General features: G+C 72.7%; 12 protein-coding genes. 9 read left to right on the top strand and 3 right to left on the bottom strand.

Translation table 11 applies throughout. The features are described 5' to 3' along the window. Nucleotides 1–43: 43 nt before the first annotated feature. From AC07CM_RS12215 to moeZ, 8 genes are all read left to right on the top strand, one after another. Nucleotides 44–1,054, top strand: a complete 1,011-nt coding sequence (locus AC07CM_RS12215) for an ABC transporter permease (RefSeq protein ID WP_478876278.1) — start codon at nt 44–46, stop codon at nt 1,052–1,054. Beyond that, a complete protein-coding gene (locus AC07CM_RS12210) occupies nt 1,051–2,049 on the top strand; it encodes an ABC transporter permease (protein WP_478876277.1) in 999 nt (332 codons plus the stop codon). Before AC07CM_RS12215 ends, AC07CM_RS12210 begins: the two co-directional genes overlap by 4 nt. Then, nucleotides 2,046–3,638, top strand: coding sequence for a dipeptide ABC transporter ATP-binding protein (locus AC07CM_RS12205; RefSeq protein WP_478876276.1), 1,593 nt, complete (start codon nt 2,046–2,048; stop codon nt 3,636–3,638). The genes AC07CM_RS12210 and AC07CM_RS12205 overlap by 4 nt, the downstream gene beginning before the upstream one ends. A 242-nt stretch (nt 3,639–3,880) precedes the next feature. After that, nucleotides 3,881–5,545, top strand: a complete 1,665-nt coding sequence (locus AC07CM_RS12200) for a glycosyltransferase (protein WP_478876275.1) — start codon at nt 3,881–3,883, stop codon at nt 5,543–5,545. Between the two features lie 269 nt (nt 5,546–5,814). Then, the gene (locus AC07CM_RS12195) at nt 5,815–7,053 is read left to right on the top strand and encodes a hypothetical protein (protein ID WP_478876441.1); all 1,239 of its coding nucleotides are present in this window, start codon (nt 5,815–5,817) and stop codon (nt 7,051–7,053) included. Nucleotides 7,054–7,285: 232 nt separating this feature from the next. Then, nucleotides 7,286–8,245, top strand: a complete 960-nt coding sequence (locus tag AC07CM_RS12190) for an NAD-dependent epimerase/dehydratase family protein (RefSeq protein ID WP_478876274.1) — start codon at nt 7,286–7,288, stop codon at nt 8,243–8,245. Continuing rightward, the gene (locus tag AC07CM_RS12185) at nt 8,233–8,985 is read left to right on the top strand and encodes a spherulation-specific family 4 protein (protein ID WP_478876273.1); all 753 of its coding nucleotides are present in this window, start codon (nt 8,233–8,235) and stop codon (nt 8,983–8,985) included. Before AC07CM_RS12190 ends, AC07CM_RS12185 begins: the two co-directional genes overlap by 13 nt. 63 nt (nt 8,986–9,048) lie before the next feature. Beyond that, nucleotides 9,049–10,227: an adenylyltransferase/sulfurtransferase MoeZ gene (moeZ, locus tag AC07CM_RS12180; RefSeq protein WP_478876272.1), complete on the top strand. Its 1,179-nt coding sequence runs from the start codon at nt 9,049–9,051 to the stop codon at nt 10,225–10,227. A 104-nt stretch (nt 10,228–10,331) separates the two neighbouring features. On the opposite strand, the gene AC07CM_RS12175 is transcribed toward moeZ, so the two are convergent. Next, nucleotides 10,332–10,658: a hypothetical protein gene (locus tag AC07CM_RS12175; RefSeq protein WP_478876271.1), complete on the bottom strand. Its 327-nt coding sequence runs from the start codon at nt 10,656–10,658 to the stop codon at nt 10,332–10,334. A 45-nt stretch (nt 10,659–10,703) separates the two neighbouring features. Next, nucleotides 10,704–11,024 carry a GYD domain-containing protein gene (locus AC07CM_RS12170; RefSeq protein WP_478876270.1) on the bottom strand — a complete coding sequence of 107 codons (321 nt, stop codon included), beginning with the start codon at nt 11,022–11,024 and terminating at the stop codon, nt 10,704–10,706. A gap of 390 nt (nt 11,025–11,414) precedes the next feature. Between AC07CM_RS12170 and AC07CM_RS12165 the strand changes: the two genes are divergently transcribed. Further along, nucleotides 11,415–12,884, top strand: a complete 1,470-nt coding sequence (locus AC07CM_RS12165; protein ID WP_478876269.1) for an alpha/beta hydrolase — start codon at nt 11,415–11,417, stop codon at nt 12,882–12,884. A 40-nt stretch (nt 12,885–12,924) separates the two neighbouring features. Here AC07CM_RS12165 and AC07CM_RS12160 read toward each other — a convergent pair whose 3' ends face one another. Continuing rightward, nucleotides 12,925–14,508, bottom strand: coding sequence for an alpha/beta hydrolase (locus tag AC07CM_RS12160; RefSeq protein ID WP_478876268.1), 1,584 nt, complete (start codon nt 14,506–14,508; stop codon nt 12,925–12,927). Between the last annotated feature and the right edge of the window lie 104 nt (nt 14,509–14,612).

The raw sequence follows: 14,612 nt of genomic DNA, 5'->3' as shown, positions 1-14,612 counted from the left end.
CCCGGCTTCCTGCATCCCCCCCGGTTTGGGGGAAAGGATGTGCGTGAGCACGCCCCCTCTCCCCCCCCCCCCCCCCCGCCCCACCCCCCCCCCCCCCCCCGCCTCGGGGGCCCGTCAGTTCTGGCGGCGGCTGCGGGCGCAGCGCGCCGCCCTGGTCGCCGCGGCCGTCGTCGCGCTGCTCGTCCTGGTCGCGCTCGCCGCGCCCCTGCTCACCGCCCTGGAGGGCCAGGACCCCACCACCTACCACCCCTCCCTGATCGACTCCGCGCGCGGAGGCGTGCCCATCGGCTCGTTCGGCGGCATCGGCGGCGACCACTGGCTGGGCGTCGAGCCGCAGACCGGACGCGACCTGTTCGCGCGCCTGGTGTACGGAGCGCGGGTCTCGCTGGGGGTCGCGCTGGGAGCGACCGCGATCCAGGTGACCCTCGGCGTGGTGGTCGGCGCCGCCTCGGCGCTCGGCAGCCGATGGGTTGATCAACTGTTGAGCAGGATCACGGACATCATCATCGCCCTGCCTTTGATGATCATGGCATTGGCGCTCCTCGCGATCGTGCCGTCGAGCTTCCCGCGCCCCGTTCTGGTCACGTTCGTGATCGGCCTGATCGCGTGGGGCAACATCGCCAAGATCACGCGCGCGCAGACACTCACCCTCAAGGGGCTCGACTACGTGTCCGCCGCACGGCTCAGCGGCTGGGGCACCTGGCGGATCGCCCGCCGCGAGCTGCTGCCCGGCCTCGCCGCACCCGTCATCACGTACGGAGCGCTGCTCGTGCCCATCAACATCTCGATCGAGGCAGCCCTGTCCTTCCTCGGCATCGGTGTGAAGCCGCCGACACCGTCCTGGGGACAGATGCTCACCGCCGCCGACGTCTGGTACCAGGCGGCGCCGCAGTACCTGCTCCTGCCCGCCGGAGCCCTCTTCGGCACCGTCGTCGCGCTGACCGTCCTCGGCGACGGTGTCCGCACCGCCCTCGACCCGCGCGCGGCCTCCCGACTGCGCGTCGGCACGGGCGGCAGGGGCGAGGGCAGGGCGGACAAGGAGGGCGCCGCATGAGCGGGTTCGGCGGCTTCGTGCTGCGCCGCGTCGCCGGCGCCCTGATCACCCTCCTCGCCATCTCGGTGATCATCTACGTCGTCTTCTACGTCACCCCCGGCAACGTCGCCCAGATCTCCTGCGGCCCGCGCTGCTCGCCGGAACAGGTGCACCAGGTCGCCCAGCAGCTGAAGCTGGACGACCCCCTGTACCTGCGCTACTGGCACTTCCTGCAGGGCATCGTCGCCGGCCAGGACTACTCGACGGGCACCTCGGTCGAGCACTGCCCGGCGCCCTGCCTCGGGCTCTCCTACCAGAGCGACCGGCAGGTGACGGACATCATCCTGACCAAGCTCCCGGTCAGCCTCTCGCTGGTGGTCGGCGCCATGGTGATCTGGCTCGTCCTCGGGGTCGGCACCGGCGTGCTCTCCGCCTGGCGGCGCGGCCGGTTCACCGAGCGCGCACTGACCGCGATCACCCTCGCGGGCACGGCCACGCCCGTCTTCGTCATCGGCCTGGTCCTCATGATCGTCGTCTGCGGCGAGCTGCGACTGCTGCCCTTCCCGCTGTACGTGAGGTTCACCGACGATCCCGAGCAGTGGGCGTGGAACCTGCTGCTGCCGTGGCTCTCCCTCGCCCTCGTCGAGGCGGCGGCCTTCGCCCGCCTGACCAGGGCGGCCATGCTGGAGACCCTCGCCGAGGACCACATACGCACCTTCCGCGCCTACGGCGTCGCCGAGCGCTCGGTCGTCGGGCGGCACGCCCTGCGCGGCGCGCTCGCGCCGGTCATCGCGCTGAACGCCAACAACTTCGGCGGCGCGGTGGGCGGCGCCGTCCTCACCGAGACCCTCTTCGGACTGCCCGGCATCGGCCAGGAACTGGTGCACGCGGTGAAGGTCGTCGACCTGCCGGTGGTCGTCGGCATGGTCCTGGTCATCGGATTCTTCGTGGTCGTGGCCAACGCCGTCGCGGACGTGCTCTACGCGGTGGCCGACCGACGGGTGGTACTCGCATGAGCCTGGTGGAAGTCACGGACCTGACAGTCGAGTTCGGCACCCTGCGGGCTGTGGACGGGCTCTCCTTCCGGCTGGCGGAGGGCGCCGCCCTCGCGCTCGTCGGCGAGTCCGGCTCCGGCAAGTCCACGGTCGCCGGCGCCCTGCTGGGCCTGCACCGGGGCACCGGAGCGCGGGTCGGCGGCGCGGTCCACGTCGCCGGCACCGACGTGCGGCGGGCCTCGGACGAGGAACTGCGGCGGCTGCGCGGCGCGAAGGCCGCCATGGTCTTCCAGGACCCGCTGTCCTCGCTCGACCCGTACTACGCCATCGGCGACCAGATCGCCGAGGTCCACCGCGTGCACGCACGCGTGTCACGCCGCGCCGCACGCGCGCGTGCCGTCGAGGTGCTGGACCGGGTGGGAATTCCGGACGCACGGCGCCGGTCCCGTTCCCGCCCGCACGAGTTCAGCGGCGGCATGCGGCAGCGCGCCCTCATCGCCATGGCGCTCGCCTGCTCGCCCGAGCTGCTGATCGCCGACGAGCCCACGACGGCCCTCGACGTCACCGTCCAGGCCCAGATCCTCGACCTGCTGCACAGGCTGCGCGAGGAGACCGGCATGGGCCTGCTGCTCGTCACCCACGACGTGGGCGTCGCCGCCGAGAGCGTGGACGAGGTACTGGTCATGCGGCGCGGCAGGGCCGTCGAACAGGGCCCGGTCGGCACGGTTCTGGGTGTGCCCGCGCAGGCGTACACCCGCGAACTCCTCGACGCCGTACCGCGCGTGGACGCCCGGCGCGCCGCCTCCGGAGCGTCCGACGAGGTCGTCCTGCAGGCCACCGGCCTGCGGCGCGAGTTCGGGCGCGGCAAGCGGGCGTTCGCGGCCGTGGACGACGTCTCGCTGACCGTCCGCCGGGGCGAGACCCTGGGCGTCGTGGGGGAGAGCGGCAGCGGCAAGACGACCCTGGGCCGCATGCTGGTCGGGCTGCTGGAGCCGACCGCCGGGGAGATCCGCCACGACGGTCGCCCGCACACCGGCGTGAACCCGGCCCTCCAGATGGTCTTCCAGGACCCCATCTCCTCCCTCAACCCCCGCCGCAGCGTGGGCGAGTCCATCGCCGACCCGCTCCGCGCGCGCGGGGAGCAGGACGAACGGCGCATCCGCGGGCGCGTGACCGAACTGCTGGAGCGCGTGGGGCTCGAAGCGGCGCACTACGACCGCTACCCGCACGAGTTCAGCGGCGGACAGCGCCAGCGCGTGGGTATCGCGCGGGCGCTCGCCGCCGACCCGCGCGTCATCGTCTGCGACGAGCCCGTCTCCGCGCTCGACGTCACGACGCAGGCCCAGGTGGTCGCACTGCTCGGCGAGCTGCAGCGGGAACTCGGCCTCGCGCTCGTGTTCATCGCGCACGACCTCGCCGTGGTCCGCCCGGTCAGCGACCGGGTCGCGGTGATGCGCGGCGGCCGGGTGGTGGAGTGCGGACCCGTCGACGAGGTGTACGACGCCCCGCGCGAGCCGTACACCAGGCAGCTGCTGGCCGCCGTACCCGCGCTCGACCCCGAGCTGGCGTCCCGGCGGCGCGCGGCCCGGCGGGAGCCGGCCGCGACGTGACGTTTCGCGTTCGAGTGATCACCGTCTGATCTCCTAGCGCGCCGGAACGCGACCCGCACGCGAAAGTTACGACCGTTCACCCCTTTTGGTGGCGCGATGGACAACCGTCCGTCGCGCCACCCCCTTGTCCGCATACGTTCGTCCCGCTGCGAGCCGCCACGACCAAGGCGGCTCCCACTCGGCGGGAGATCGGGGGTGCACACGTGCGCGTCGGACTACTTACGGAGGGTGGCTATCCGTATGTGAGCGGTGACGCCGGACTCTGGTGCGACCGGCTCGTGCGCGGGCTCGCACAGTACGAGTTCGACATCTACGCGCTCAGCCGCAGCCGCCGGCAGGAGGACGAGGGCTGGATCCCGCTTCCCGAGCAGGTCAGCCGGGTCCGTACGGCACCGCTGTGGACGGCCGAGGACGACGGTGTCGCCCACGGGAGGCGCGCGCGCCGGCGCTTCACCGAGTGCTACGGCGAACTGGTCGCGGTGGTCTGCACGGGGCCCGGCGCCGTGTCCGAGGCCGACTCCGCTCAGCTGGCGGACCGTTTCGGCAGCGCCCTGTATGGACTCGCCGAACTCGCCCGCGACGAGGGCGGACTGGTCGGTGCCCTGCGCTCCGACACCGCCGTACGCACCCTGGAGCGCGCCTGCCGCGCCCCCGGAGCGCCGCGCACGGCGCGCGAGGCGCGCGTACCCGACCTGCTCACCGTCACCGCCCACCTCGAACGCGCCCTGCGCCCGCTCTCCCTCGACTGGTACGACGACGACGGCCTAGGCGCGGCCGACCTCTGCCACGCCACCGCGGGCGGTCCGGCCGCCCTGCCCGGACTGCTCGCCCGGCACTTCTGCGAGGTACCGCTGCTGGTCACCGAGTACGGCGTGCGACTGCGCTCGCACTACCTGGCCCTCGGCCCGGACACCGCAGCCCCCGCCGTACGCGCCCTGCTCGCCGCCTTCCACGGCAGGCTGGCCACCGAGGTCTACGCGCACGCCGCGATCCTCACCCCCGGCAACGCGCACACCCGCCGCTGGCAGGAACGGTGCGGCGCCGACCGATCCCGGATCCGCACCGTCCACCCCGGCATGGAGGCCTCCCGCTTCGCCGAGGTCGGCGAGGCCCCCGACCGTGCCGACGCGGACACCCTCGTCTGGGTCGGGCGCGTCGAACCCGCCAAGGACCTGGTGTCCCTGCTGCACGCCTTCACCGAGGTGCGCAAGGAGGAGCCGAAGGCCCGCCTGCGGATCATCGGCCCGCCCGCGAGCCCCGAGGGCGAGGCCTACCTGGGCCACTGCCAGGTCCTGGCCGCCCAGCTCTTCCCCGACGAGGCGGAGGGCGTGCACGCGGTCGGCGACAACCCGGTCTCCTTCGAGGAGATCGGCGGCCCCGAGGCCCCGACGCTGCCCGACGCGTACGCCGCCGGCGCCGTCGTCGTCCTCTCCAGCGTCGTCGAGGGCTTTCCGATCAGCCTGGTCGAAGCCATGTTCTGCGGCCGCGCCACCGTCTCCACCGATGTCGGCGCGGTGGTGGAGGCCATCGGCGGCACGGGCCTCGTCGTACCCCCGCGCAATCCGCGGGCTCTCGCCGAGGCGTGCCTGGCGCTGCTGCGCGACCCCGAGCGCCGTGAGCGCCTTGGCGCCGCCGCACGCGCCCGCGCGCTCGAACTGTTCACCGTCGAGCAGAACATCGCGGCATTTCACAGCATTTACCTGGAGGTCGTCTCGCGCTGCCCGGTGCGCCGGGTCGTCCTCGACGAGGCGGGCGCACCGCTGCCCTTCGCCGCACCGGCCGAGTCCCACGTCCCCGTCGGCTGGACCGGACCCACGGCCCGCGTCGTGGCCCGGGGCCTGCCCGGCTGGGCGGCAGGCGGCCCGGTCCGCGCGAACCCCCAGACGGCTCCGGAGGGAGCACTGTGAGCGGCTCGGGTGGGCTGGAGAGAGGCCAGGGCGACAGGGACGTCCTGAGCGACCTGAGTGACCCGGACGGCCCGGGTGCACTGGGCCGTCCCGAGGTGCCGAGCGGCCCCGACGTGTGGGACCAGCGGTCGGGCGAGTGGCTGGTGGAAGGCTCCGTGGGGTTTGGAACGCCCGTGGCTTCCGCCGGGCCCGCAGGCTCGGGTGGGCAGTACGGGGCTGGGGTGGCCTCCGCCGGAACCTTCGGGCCGGGGGCGCAGTCCGGGGCAGATGTGGCCTCCAGCGGGCCCGGCGCCGAGGCGCCCTCCCTCGCGGACGGTTCCGCCGTCGCCGCTCGCCGGGCGGCGCCCGCAGCGCCCGCGCGCACCCGAGCCGATTCCGAGCCGGGCAGGAGCCGTAGAAGCCCGCCCCGGCGCGGTGCCGCCGACCCCGTGAAAGCCCTGTTGCACCGTCACCGTGACCTGTGCGAACGGGCCGTGGATCCGCTGGAGATCGCCGCCGGGCTGGAGGCACACGGAGTCACCGACCGTACCGCCGCCCGCTTCCGGCACCGCGACGTCTTCTCTCTCGCCGAGGAGCTGTACGCGCGCGTGCCCCGCGACGGCGCACCGCACCCGCAGTCCGAGCCGGTGCGGGTACCGCGGGTCCGGGCCGGCTGGGCCCTGCTGACCCTCCTGCCCGGCGCGCTCACCGCGGCCGCCGTGGCCGGACTGCGCCTCACCCACGGCCAGACCCGCCTGCTGGTGGCCCTCGGCGGGCTCCTCGCCGTCGCCCTCACCGTCCGTACGGCCCTGCGCCGGGGCCCCCTCGCCACCGAGCGCGGCACACCCTCCTGGCGGTCGGCATCCGGCACGCGCGCGTGGACCCTCTGGCTGCTCGGGTACGCCCTTCTCGGCGACGGGCTCCTGCGCGCCGTCGTATCAGGCGGCCCCGACACCCTGCCCACCGGCGCCCCGGACGGCCCCTGGCCGGTGACCACCGCCCCAGCCCTGGCGCTCACCCTGGCCTGCGCCCCGGCCGCCTGGTGCGCCCACCTCCTCACGGCCGGCGCCCGCCGCAGGCTCGCCGGCAGCCGGGGCCTGGAGGACTTCACGACCGCCGCCCGCCCGCTGCTGCTCGGCACGTTCGTCCTGTTCCTGGGCGTCCTGACCGCCCTGCTGGCCCTGTGCGGTGCCGTCCTGCACGAGGACGCCGGCTACCCGCAGGCGCTCACCCTGGGCGCCCTCCTCCTGCTCGCCCGCCTCCTCACCGTGCACCAGCACCGGCACGCCCCCGCCGTCGCCCTCGGCGCGGCGGCGGCCGTCGAGGCGGCGGCCCCCGCCCTGACCCTGGCCGGCCGGCTGCCCGGCTTGGCCTTCCTGGCGACCCCCGTCCAGACCCTGGTCGACACCTGGGGCCCGGCCGCCGTCCCGGCGCTCGCCTGCGGGGCCACGGCCCTGACGCTGCTGGCCCACGCCCTGCGCACCCTCACCCAGGCCTCGGCCCACGCGCCCACGGGAGCACCCGAGTGAATCTTCCGCCACCGGCCCGAACCCAGCCCGTAGCCACCCGCCCCGAACGCGTGGCGGCACCTGGCCGCGGGCGCCCGGCCCACCGCCGGAGGCGACCGCATCACCCCTTCGAAGGAGAAGACCAGATGACCACCTCCCGACACGGAGCGCCCACGGCGCCCGCAGAGCCTGGGGCGCCCGGAGCCTTGGGAGCCTTGGGAGCGGCCGGAGCGCACACCCCGGGAGCCGCCCGATGAGGGTCCTGCTGATCGGAGCCAACGGATACATCGGCCGCTTCGTCGCCGACCGCCTGCTCGCCGACCCCGCCGTCCAGCTCACCGCGCTCGGCCGTGGCGATGACGCCGACGTCCGCTTCGACCTCGCCACCGGCAGCCCCGGAGCGCTCACCCGCTTCCTGGACGCGGTCCACCCCGGAGTCGTCGTCAACTGCGCCGGCGCCACCCGCGGCGGCGCCCGCGAACTCACCCGGCACAACACCGTCGCCGTCGCCACCGTCTGCGAGGCCCTGCGCCGCAGCGGCTGCGGCGCCCGCCTGGTGCAGATCGGATGCGGCTCGGAGTACGGCCCCAGCCAGCCCGGCTCCTCCACGGCGGAGGACGCCGTGCCGCGCCCCGGCGGGCCCTACGGCGTCAGCAAGCTCGCCGCCACCGAACTGGTCCTCGGCTCCGGCCTCGACGCCGTCGTCCTCCGTGTCTTCTCACCCGCCGGACCCGCCACCCCGGCCGGCTCCCCGCTCGGCCGGCTCGCCGAGGCGATGCGCCGCGCCATGCAGTCCGGTGACGGCGAACTCAAGCTCGGCGGCCTCGGCGTCCAGCGCGACTTCGTCGACGTCCGCGACGTCGCCCGTGCCGTGCACGCCGCCTCCCTCTCCGCCGCCCAGGGTGTCATCAACATCGGCTCCGGCCGCGCCGTCCGGCTCCGCGACGCCGCCGCCGTCCTCGCCCGGGTCGCCGGGTACGGCGGCGCCCTGCACGAACTCGACGCCCCTCCCGGGCCGCTGCGCAGCGCCATCGGTCACCCCCGCACCGACCCCGACCACGTGGCCCCGGTCGCCTACCCGTACCCGGACGGCTGCGGAAGCTGGCAGCAGGCCGACGTCCGCACCGCCCGGGACCGGCTCGGCTGGCGGCCCCGGATCAACCTCGAAGAATCCCTCGCCGACATCTGGATGGAGGCGGCATGCCGCATCTGACCAGCACCACGACAGCGGGCACCACCGGCACCGGCGTCCGTACCGCCCTCGGCGTCCCCGGCTACGCGCACCCGCTCGTCGCCCCGGCCCAGTGGGCCGAGCTCGCCCGTCCCGGCACCCCCCTGGACTGGGTCGTGCTCAACGTCGCCGCCGGGCCCGGCACCCGGCCCGACCCGCACTGCCTGGAAGCCGCGGGCCGGCTGCGCAACGCGGGCGTCCGCGTGCTGGGCCACCTGGACCTCACCCACGGCGCCCGTGCCCTCGGCGACCTGCTCTCGGACGCGCAGCGCCACCTCGACTGGTACCGCGTCGACGGCTTCCTGCTGGAGCGCTGTCCCAGCGACCGCATCGCGCTGCCCGAGGTCCGCCGCGCGATCACACGGCTCCGGGCGCTCAGTGACACCGCGCACATCGTCCTCGGCCACGGCACCCACCCGCACCCCGGGTACGCGGAGAACGCCGACCAGCTGGTGACCTTCCGCGGCTCCTGGTCCTACTACCGCTTCTCGCAGGTCGCCGAGTGGACCGCCGACTACCCGCCCGAGCGCTTCTGCCACCTGGTGCACGGCGTGCCCCGCGGGCATCTGGAGGAGGCACTGCGCATCGCGCGCTGGCAGGGAGCGGGGACGATCTACTTCACGGACCGCACCGACCGCCGCGGCCGCGTCGACCCCTGGGAGACGATGCCCGGCTACTGGGACGAGATCGTCTCGCGTGTCGGGACGGGTGTCTCGGAATGAAAAAGGCCGTGGCAGTGTTACGGGAAGAACAACCGTACTGTTTGACCGACCAACGGAGTCCCCGTGTCGCTGCCACCCCTGGTCGAGCCAGCTTCTGAGCTCACCGTAGACGAGGTCCGCCGGTACTCCCGCCACCTGATCATCCCCGATGTCGGGATGGACGGGCAGAAGCGGCTGAAGAACGCCAAGGTGCTCTGTGTGGGCGCCGGCGGCCTGGGCTCGCCGGCGCTGATGTACCTGGCCGCCGCGGGCGTGGGCACGCTCGGCATCGTGGAGTTCGACGAGGTCGACGAGTCGAACCTGCAGCGCCAGATCATCCACAGCCAGTCCGACATCGGCCGTTCCAAGGCCGAGTCCGCGCGCGACAGCGTCAAGGGCATCAACCCGTACGTGAACGTGGTCCTTCACGAGGAGCGGCTGGAAGCCGACAACGTGATGGACATCTTCAGCCAGTACGACCTGATCGTCGACGGCACGGACAACTTCGCGACCCGCTATCTGGTCAACGACGCGTGCGTGCTGCTGAACAAGCCGTACGTGTGGGGTTCGATCTACCGCTTCGACGGCCAGGCCTCGGTCTTCTGGTCCGAGCACGGCCCCTGCTACCGCTGCCTCTACCCGGAGCCCCCGCCCCCCGGCATGGTCCCCTCCTGCGCCGAGGGCGGCGTCCTGGGCGTGCTGTGCGCGTCCATCGGCTCCATCCAGGTCAACGAGGCGATCAAGCTCCTCGCGGGCATCGGCGAGCCGCTGGTCGGCCGCCTGATGATCTACGACGCCCTGGAGATGCAGTACCGCCAGGTCAAGGTCCGCAAGGACCCGAACTGCGCGGTCTGCGGCGAGAACCCGACCGTCACCGAGCTCATCGACTACGAGGCCTTCTGCGGCGTCGTCTCCGAGGAGGCCCAGGCGGCGGCCGCCGACTCCACCATCACTCCGAAGCAGCTGAAGGAGTGGATCGACGACGGCGAGAACATCGAGATCATCGACGTCCGCGAGCCGAACGAGTACGAGATCGTCTCCATCCCGGGCGCCAGGCTGGTCCCGAAGAACGAGTTCCTCATGGGCACCGCCCTGGAGGGCCTCCCTCAGGACAAGAAGATCGTCCTGCACTGCAAGACGGGCGTCCGCAGTGCGGAAGTCCTCGCGGTCCTGAAGTCCGCGGGCTTCGCGGACGCGGTCCACGTGGGCGGCGGCGTCATCGGCTGGGTCAACCAGATCGAACCGCACAAGCCGGTCTACTGATCAGCGGTCTCGCTGACCGGCGAGGCAGAAGAAGCCCACGGCTCTGACCGGATCGGATGCCGTGGGCTTCTGTCGTTGTCGGCCGGCGGCCGGCCTGGGCCGGCCTACAGGTCGATGCGCGACTCGCTGTCGTCGCGCCGGAGAACGACGTGTGCCGGTCTGAACGGGAGACTGCGCAGAGTCGGCTCCATGACCTTGAACAGGGCATCGGCATCTCGCCCGTAGGCGTAGAGCGCAGCTCGGCCCCCTCCGAACTCGTCGCCGTCGACCTCCCCGACACCGGCCTGCTCGACCGCCGCCGCCATCACCTGCTTGGCGTCGTAGACCTGCCTTCGCTGTTCGGCGTCGCCGAAACCTTCGGTCGCAAGCCGAAAGTGGGCGATGACGGCGTGCTCCTCATCCCCGCTTTCAGGGGCGATGGGTGTCTCCATGCCGGACACACTCTCATCGGGTTCTCACCACAACACGAACCAGGTTCACGCCCCAGGTGCGCGGAACGCGACCTTCCGGCGGGTTGCCTCGTCGATCTCGTCGAGGGTGAGGAGAGGGGTGGCCCGGGTGTGGAGGGCGCCGCTCGCCTTGACGGTGAGGCTGACGGCGGCCATGGAGATCGGGTCGGGGAAGTCGACGATGAGCACGATGTCGTCCTGGCCGAAGGCGAAGTACATCGCCTCGACCGTCCCGCCGAGGCCGGTGACGACCTGGTCGACCGCGGCGCGGCGGCCAGTCGCGCCTTCCGTGAGCAGACCCTTCGTGCCCTCGGGCGTGTAGGTGGCCTGGATGAGGAACTTCGGCATGGGGACTCCCTGCCCATCGTTTGTCCGGTACGCAGAACGGCCTTCCCGCCGCCACGTCGGCAGCCACTCGCCGAGCGGCGGGATTCACTCGTTGGCAGCCGACGTCTTTCCGCCGGTCTCTCTCCGCTGAATCACGACGGAACCCGTTCGGGTGCCCAGCGTGTGCTGCGAGCCGAGCGACGGTGATGAGCTGTGGGCATGCCCGGAGACATAGCGAGACGTCGGGGAAGCCTGGCGTGCTCCGCCACGCTTCTTCTGACGTCCGTACTGGTTCCCGGCGCCGCGACCGAGCCGCGTGTCGGCCTCCGAACAGCCCCCGGCGCTTCGGCATTGACGTGGCGACCGTGCGAGGAGCCGAGGGCGCGCGGGTCCGAATGTGCCACGTTCAAGGTGCCCCTCGACTACGACCGTCCGGCGGGGCGTGCCATCGACCTTGCCGTGATCCGGTACAGAGCCACCGACCCCGCCGAGAGGATCGGCACGCTCTTCTTCAACCCCGGAGGCCCCAGCAATCCCGGCACCAGGGATCTGCCGACCGCGTACGAAAGGTTCCCGAAGGGTCTGCGAGAGCGGTTCGACATCGTCAGCTGGGACCCGCGGGGAGTGGGCCGCAGCACCGCGGTGCGCTGTTTCCGCACCGCCGCGGAAGCCGTGGCGTGGACGGAGAGGCAACCCGCGGGATTCCCGGTGAGCGAGAGCGAACGGCAGTCCTGGATCGCGGCGCGGGCGGACCTGGCCCAGCGCTGCCGGCAGCGGGCTCCGACACTGTTGCGGTACGTGTCCACCGTCGACACCGCTCGGGATCTGGACCGGCTGCGCCAGGTGGTCGGGGACGCCACGCTGAACTACTGGGGCGTCTCGTACGGCACGCTCCTCGGTGCCACGTACGCCAACCTCTTTCCCGACAAGGTACGTGCCCTCCTCCTGGACGGTAACGCCAGTCCCACGGGCTATGCCGACGGTTCCATGAGTGCCGAACCCCGGCTGAGCACCCCTCTGCGACTGGGTTCGGATCTCGGGTCGGCAGCCACCCTGGAACAGTTCCTGAACCTGTGCGGCCAGGTGTCGGCAGCCCGCTGCGCGTTCTCCGCCGGCAGCGCTCGGGCCACGCGCACCAAGTTCGCCGACCTGATGCAGCAGCTCAAGCGCCATCCGGTGGGCGACTGGACCTACAGCATCGCCGTGAGCGCCCTGCTGACGGACCTCTATCTCGTCGACCCGGGCTGGACGCATGCGGGCACGCTCCTGCAGGAGCTGTGGCTCAAACGCACCCCCCGGATCTCCGGGTCCCCTCAACCGTCCGGCTATCCCGGCTTCGAGCAGGAAGCCGCGGTGGTCTGTTCCGAGAGCCCCAACCCCCGCGACCTCGGCCGCTACCCGGAACTGGACGCCTTCAGCACCGCACGCGCAGGGGATGTCGGGCACCGCTGGGTGTGGGACTACCAGTGGTGCGCGCAGTGGCCGGCAACCGCCGCCCACCGCTACACAGGCCCGTGGAACAGGCCCACCGCCCATCCCGTCCTCGTCGTCAACGCCACCTTCGACCCTGCCACCCCCTACGAGGGCGGCCAGGCGATGGCCCGCGAGCTGGCGAACGCGCGTCTGCTGACCGTCCACGGCTACGGGCACACCACTCTGTACAACCCTCCCAGCGCCTGCCTGGATCAGCACGCCGTGCGGTACTTCACCACGGGCGCGCTCCCGGCCGCCGGGGCCTCCTGCCGGCAGGACACGCCACCCTTCACACCGGCCGGACCCGTCGGCGGCGTCGATGCCGGCGGCGGTGGGCTCGCCTCCCGGCGCGGCGGACCGGTGCCGGTACCGGGACCGGTGCCGGGACCGGTGCCGGCCGCTCGGTGAGTTGTCGGCGGTCGAGCCGAGGAGGCTTCGCGCTCCGTCGTCATGAGCAGACGGTGCCGTCCTTCGGTGCCCTCCCGTCGAGCAGATAGGTGTTCACCGCCGAGTCGACGCAGTCGCTGCCGTTGCCGTACGCCCCGTGGCCCTCGCCCTTCCAGGTGAGTTCGATCCCGACGCCCTTGCCCAGTTCGTCGGCCATCCTGCGGGCGCCCTCGTACGGTGTCGCCGGGTCCCCGGTGTTGCCGACCAGCAGGATGGGCGCCGCACCCGGCGCACTGACTTCGGGGGTGTCGTACTGGCCGGGCACCGGCCAGTCGTGGCACCAGCCGGCCGTGTCCCAGCCGAGGAAGTCCCCGAAGACCGGTGAGATCCGCTCGAACTCGGGCAGCAGTTTCTTCGTCTGTGCGAGCGTGGGCCGCTGTCTGTCGTCCAGGCAGGATATGACCCGTTGGGAGTGGCTCGTGGTGCCGTAGTGCCCCGAGGAGTCCCGCTCGTCGTACTGGTCCGCGAGCGCCAGCAGCCCCGAACCGTCCCCCTTCTCCGCCGAGTTGAGCGCGCTGGTGAGCCGCGGCCAGCCGGCCTCGCTGTACAGCGGCACGACGATGCCGGTGACCGCGAGCGTCTGGGTCAGCTTGCGGGCCGAGGACCCCGAGGACCCCGAGGACCCCGAGGACGTGGACAGTGGCTTCGCGTCGATCCGGTCGAGCAGTTGCGCGATCTTCCTTGTGCCCTGCTGTGGGTCCTGGCCGGTGGACTTGAGGTAGTCGTCCAGGGCCCGCTGGAAGCCGCGGGTCTGGTTCTCGGCGTGGCCCACCGCGTCCGCTGTCGGGTCGACCACCGCGTCGAGGATCAGCCGGCCGACGTTCTCGGGGAACAGGTGGGCGTAGACGCCGCCGAGTTCGGTGCCGTAGGAGATGCCGAAGTAGTGCATCGTCCGGTCGCCGAGGACCTGGCGCATCAGGTCCATGTCGCGCGCGGTGTCGGTCGTGGAGACGTGCGCCAGCAGCGTACCGGCGGCCTTCTGGCATCCCTTGCCGAAGTCCGCGGCGTCCTGCAGGTAGGCCTTCTCCTCGGCCGGGGTGTCCGGGGTGGCGTCCACCCGCTCGGCTCTCTCGATGTCCCGGTCGGCGCGGCAGCGTACGCCCCCGCCGGCGCCGACCCCGCGGGGTTCCCAGCTCACCAGGTCGTAGCGCTCGCGCAGCTTGGAGGCGGTGGCCGCGTAGTACGGCATCATCGACACGCCCGAGCCGCCGGGGCCGCCGAAGTTGAACAGCAGCGAGCCGATCCGGTTGCTTCCGGTAGCCCGCGCGCGGATGAGGGCCAGGCCGATCGTCGTACCGTCCGGCTTCGACCAGTCCAGGGGCACCTTGAGCGTGGCGCACCGCCAGTCGTCGCCGGGCGCGGCGGAGTCCCCGGTGGCCTTGCAGCGGTGCCAGTCGAGCCGCTGTGAGGTGAGTGAGGAGGGCAGATCCACCGCGGACGGTGACGCCGATGCGGACGCGGGGCCGGTCTCCCTGGCCGTGCCCCTCCCCTTGCCCTCGTCATGGCCTCCGTCCGACGAGCCGCCGCATCCGGCCACCAGCAGCGCTGCGGCCGCGGCGGCCGTCCACCGCAGGAATCGCGCCATGTGCACCCCCCTCGCAGGCCCTCCGCGTCGTGCCGCGTCAGGCGTTCACGCCATGGTAGGCGGAGCCGGGCCACCCCGTGACAGCCTGTGGATAACGCTCTGAC

The organism is Streptomyces sp. NPDC044061 (assembly GCF_056434305.1).
Note: the sequence above shows the minus strand (reverse complement) of the source record. Positions and strands in the feature narration are given on the sequence as shown.

Coding starts and splice junctions, on each gene's coding strand:
- AC07CM_RS12210 (WP_478876277.1), top strand. CDS start 1,051: ATGAGCGGGTTCGGCGGCTTCGTGCTGCGCCGCGTCGCCGGCGCCCTG.
- AC07CM_RS12205 (WP_478876276.1), top strand. CDS start 2,046: ATGAGCCTGGTGGAAGTCACGGACCTGACAGTCGAGTTCGGCACCCTG.
- AC07CM_RS12190 (WP_478876274.1), top strand. CDS start 7,286: ATGAGGGTCCTGCTGATCGGAGCCAACGGATACATCGGCCGCTTCGTC.
- AC07CM_RS12185 (WP_478876273.1), top strand. CDS start 8,233: ATGCCGCATCTGACCAGCACCACGACAGCGGGCACCACCGGCACCGGC.
- AC07CM_RS12175 (WP_478876271.1), bottom strand. CDS start 10,658: ATGGAGACACCCATCGCCCCTGAAAGCGGGGATGAGGAGCACGCCGTC.
- AC07CM_RS12170 (WP_478876270.1), bottom strand. CDS start 11,024: ATGCCGAAGTTCCTCATCCAGGCCACCTACACGCCCGAGGGCACGAAG.
- AC07CM_RS12160 (WP_478876268.1), bottom strand. CDS start 14,508: ATGGCGCGATTCCTGCGGTGGACGGCCGCCGCGGCCGCAGCGCTGCTG.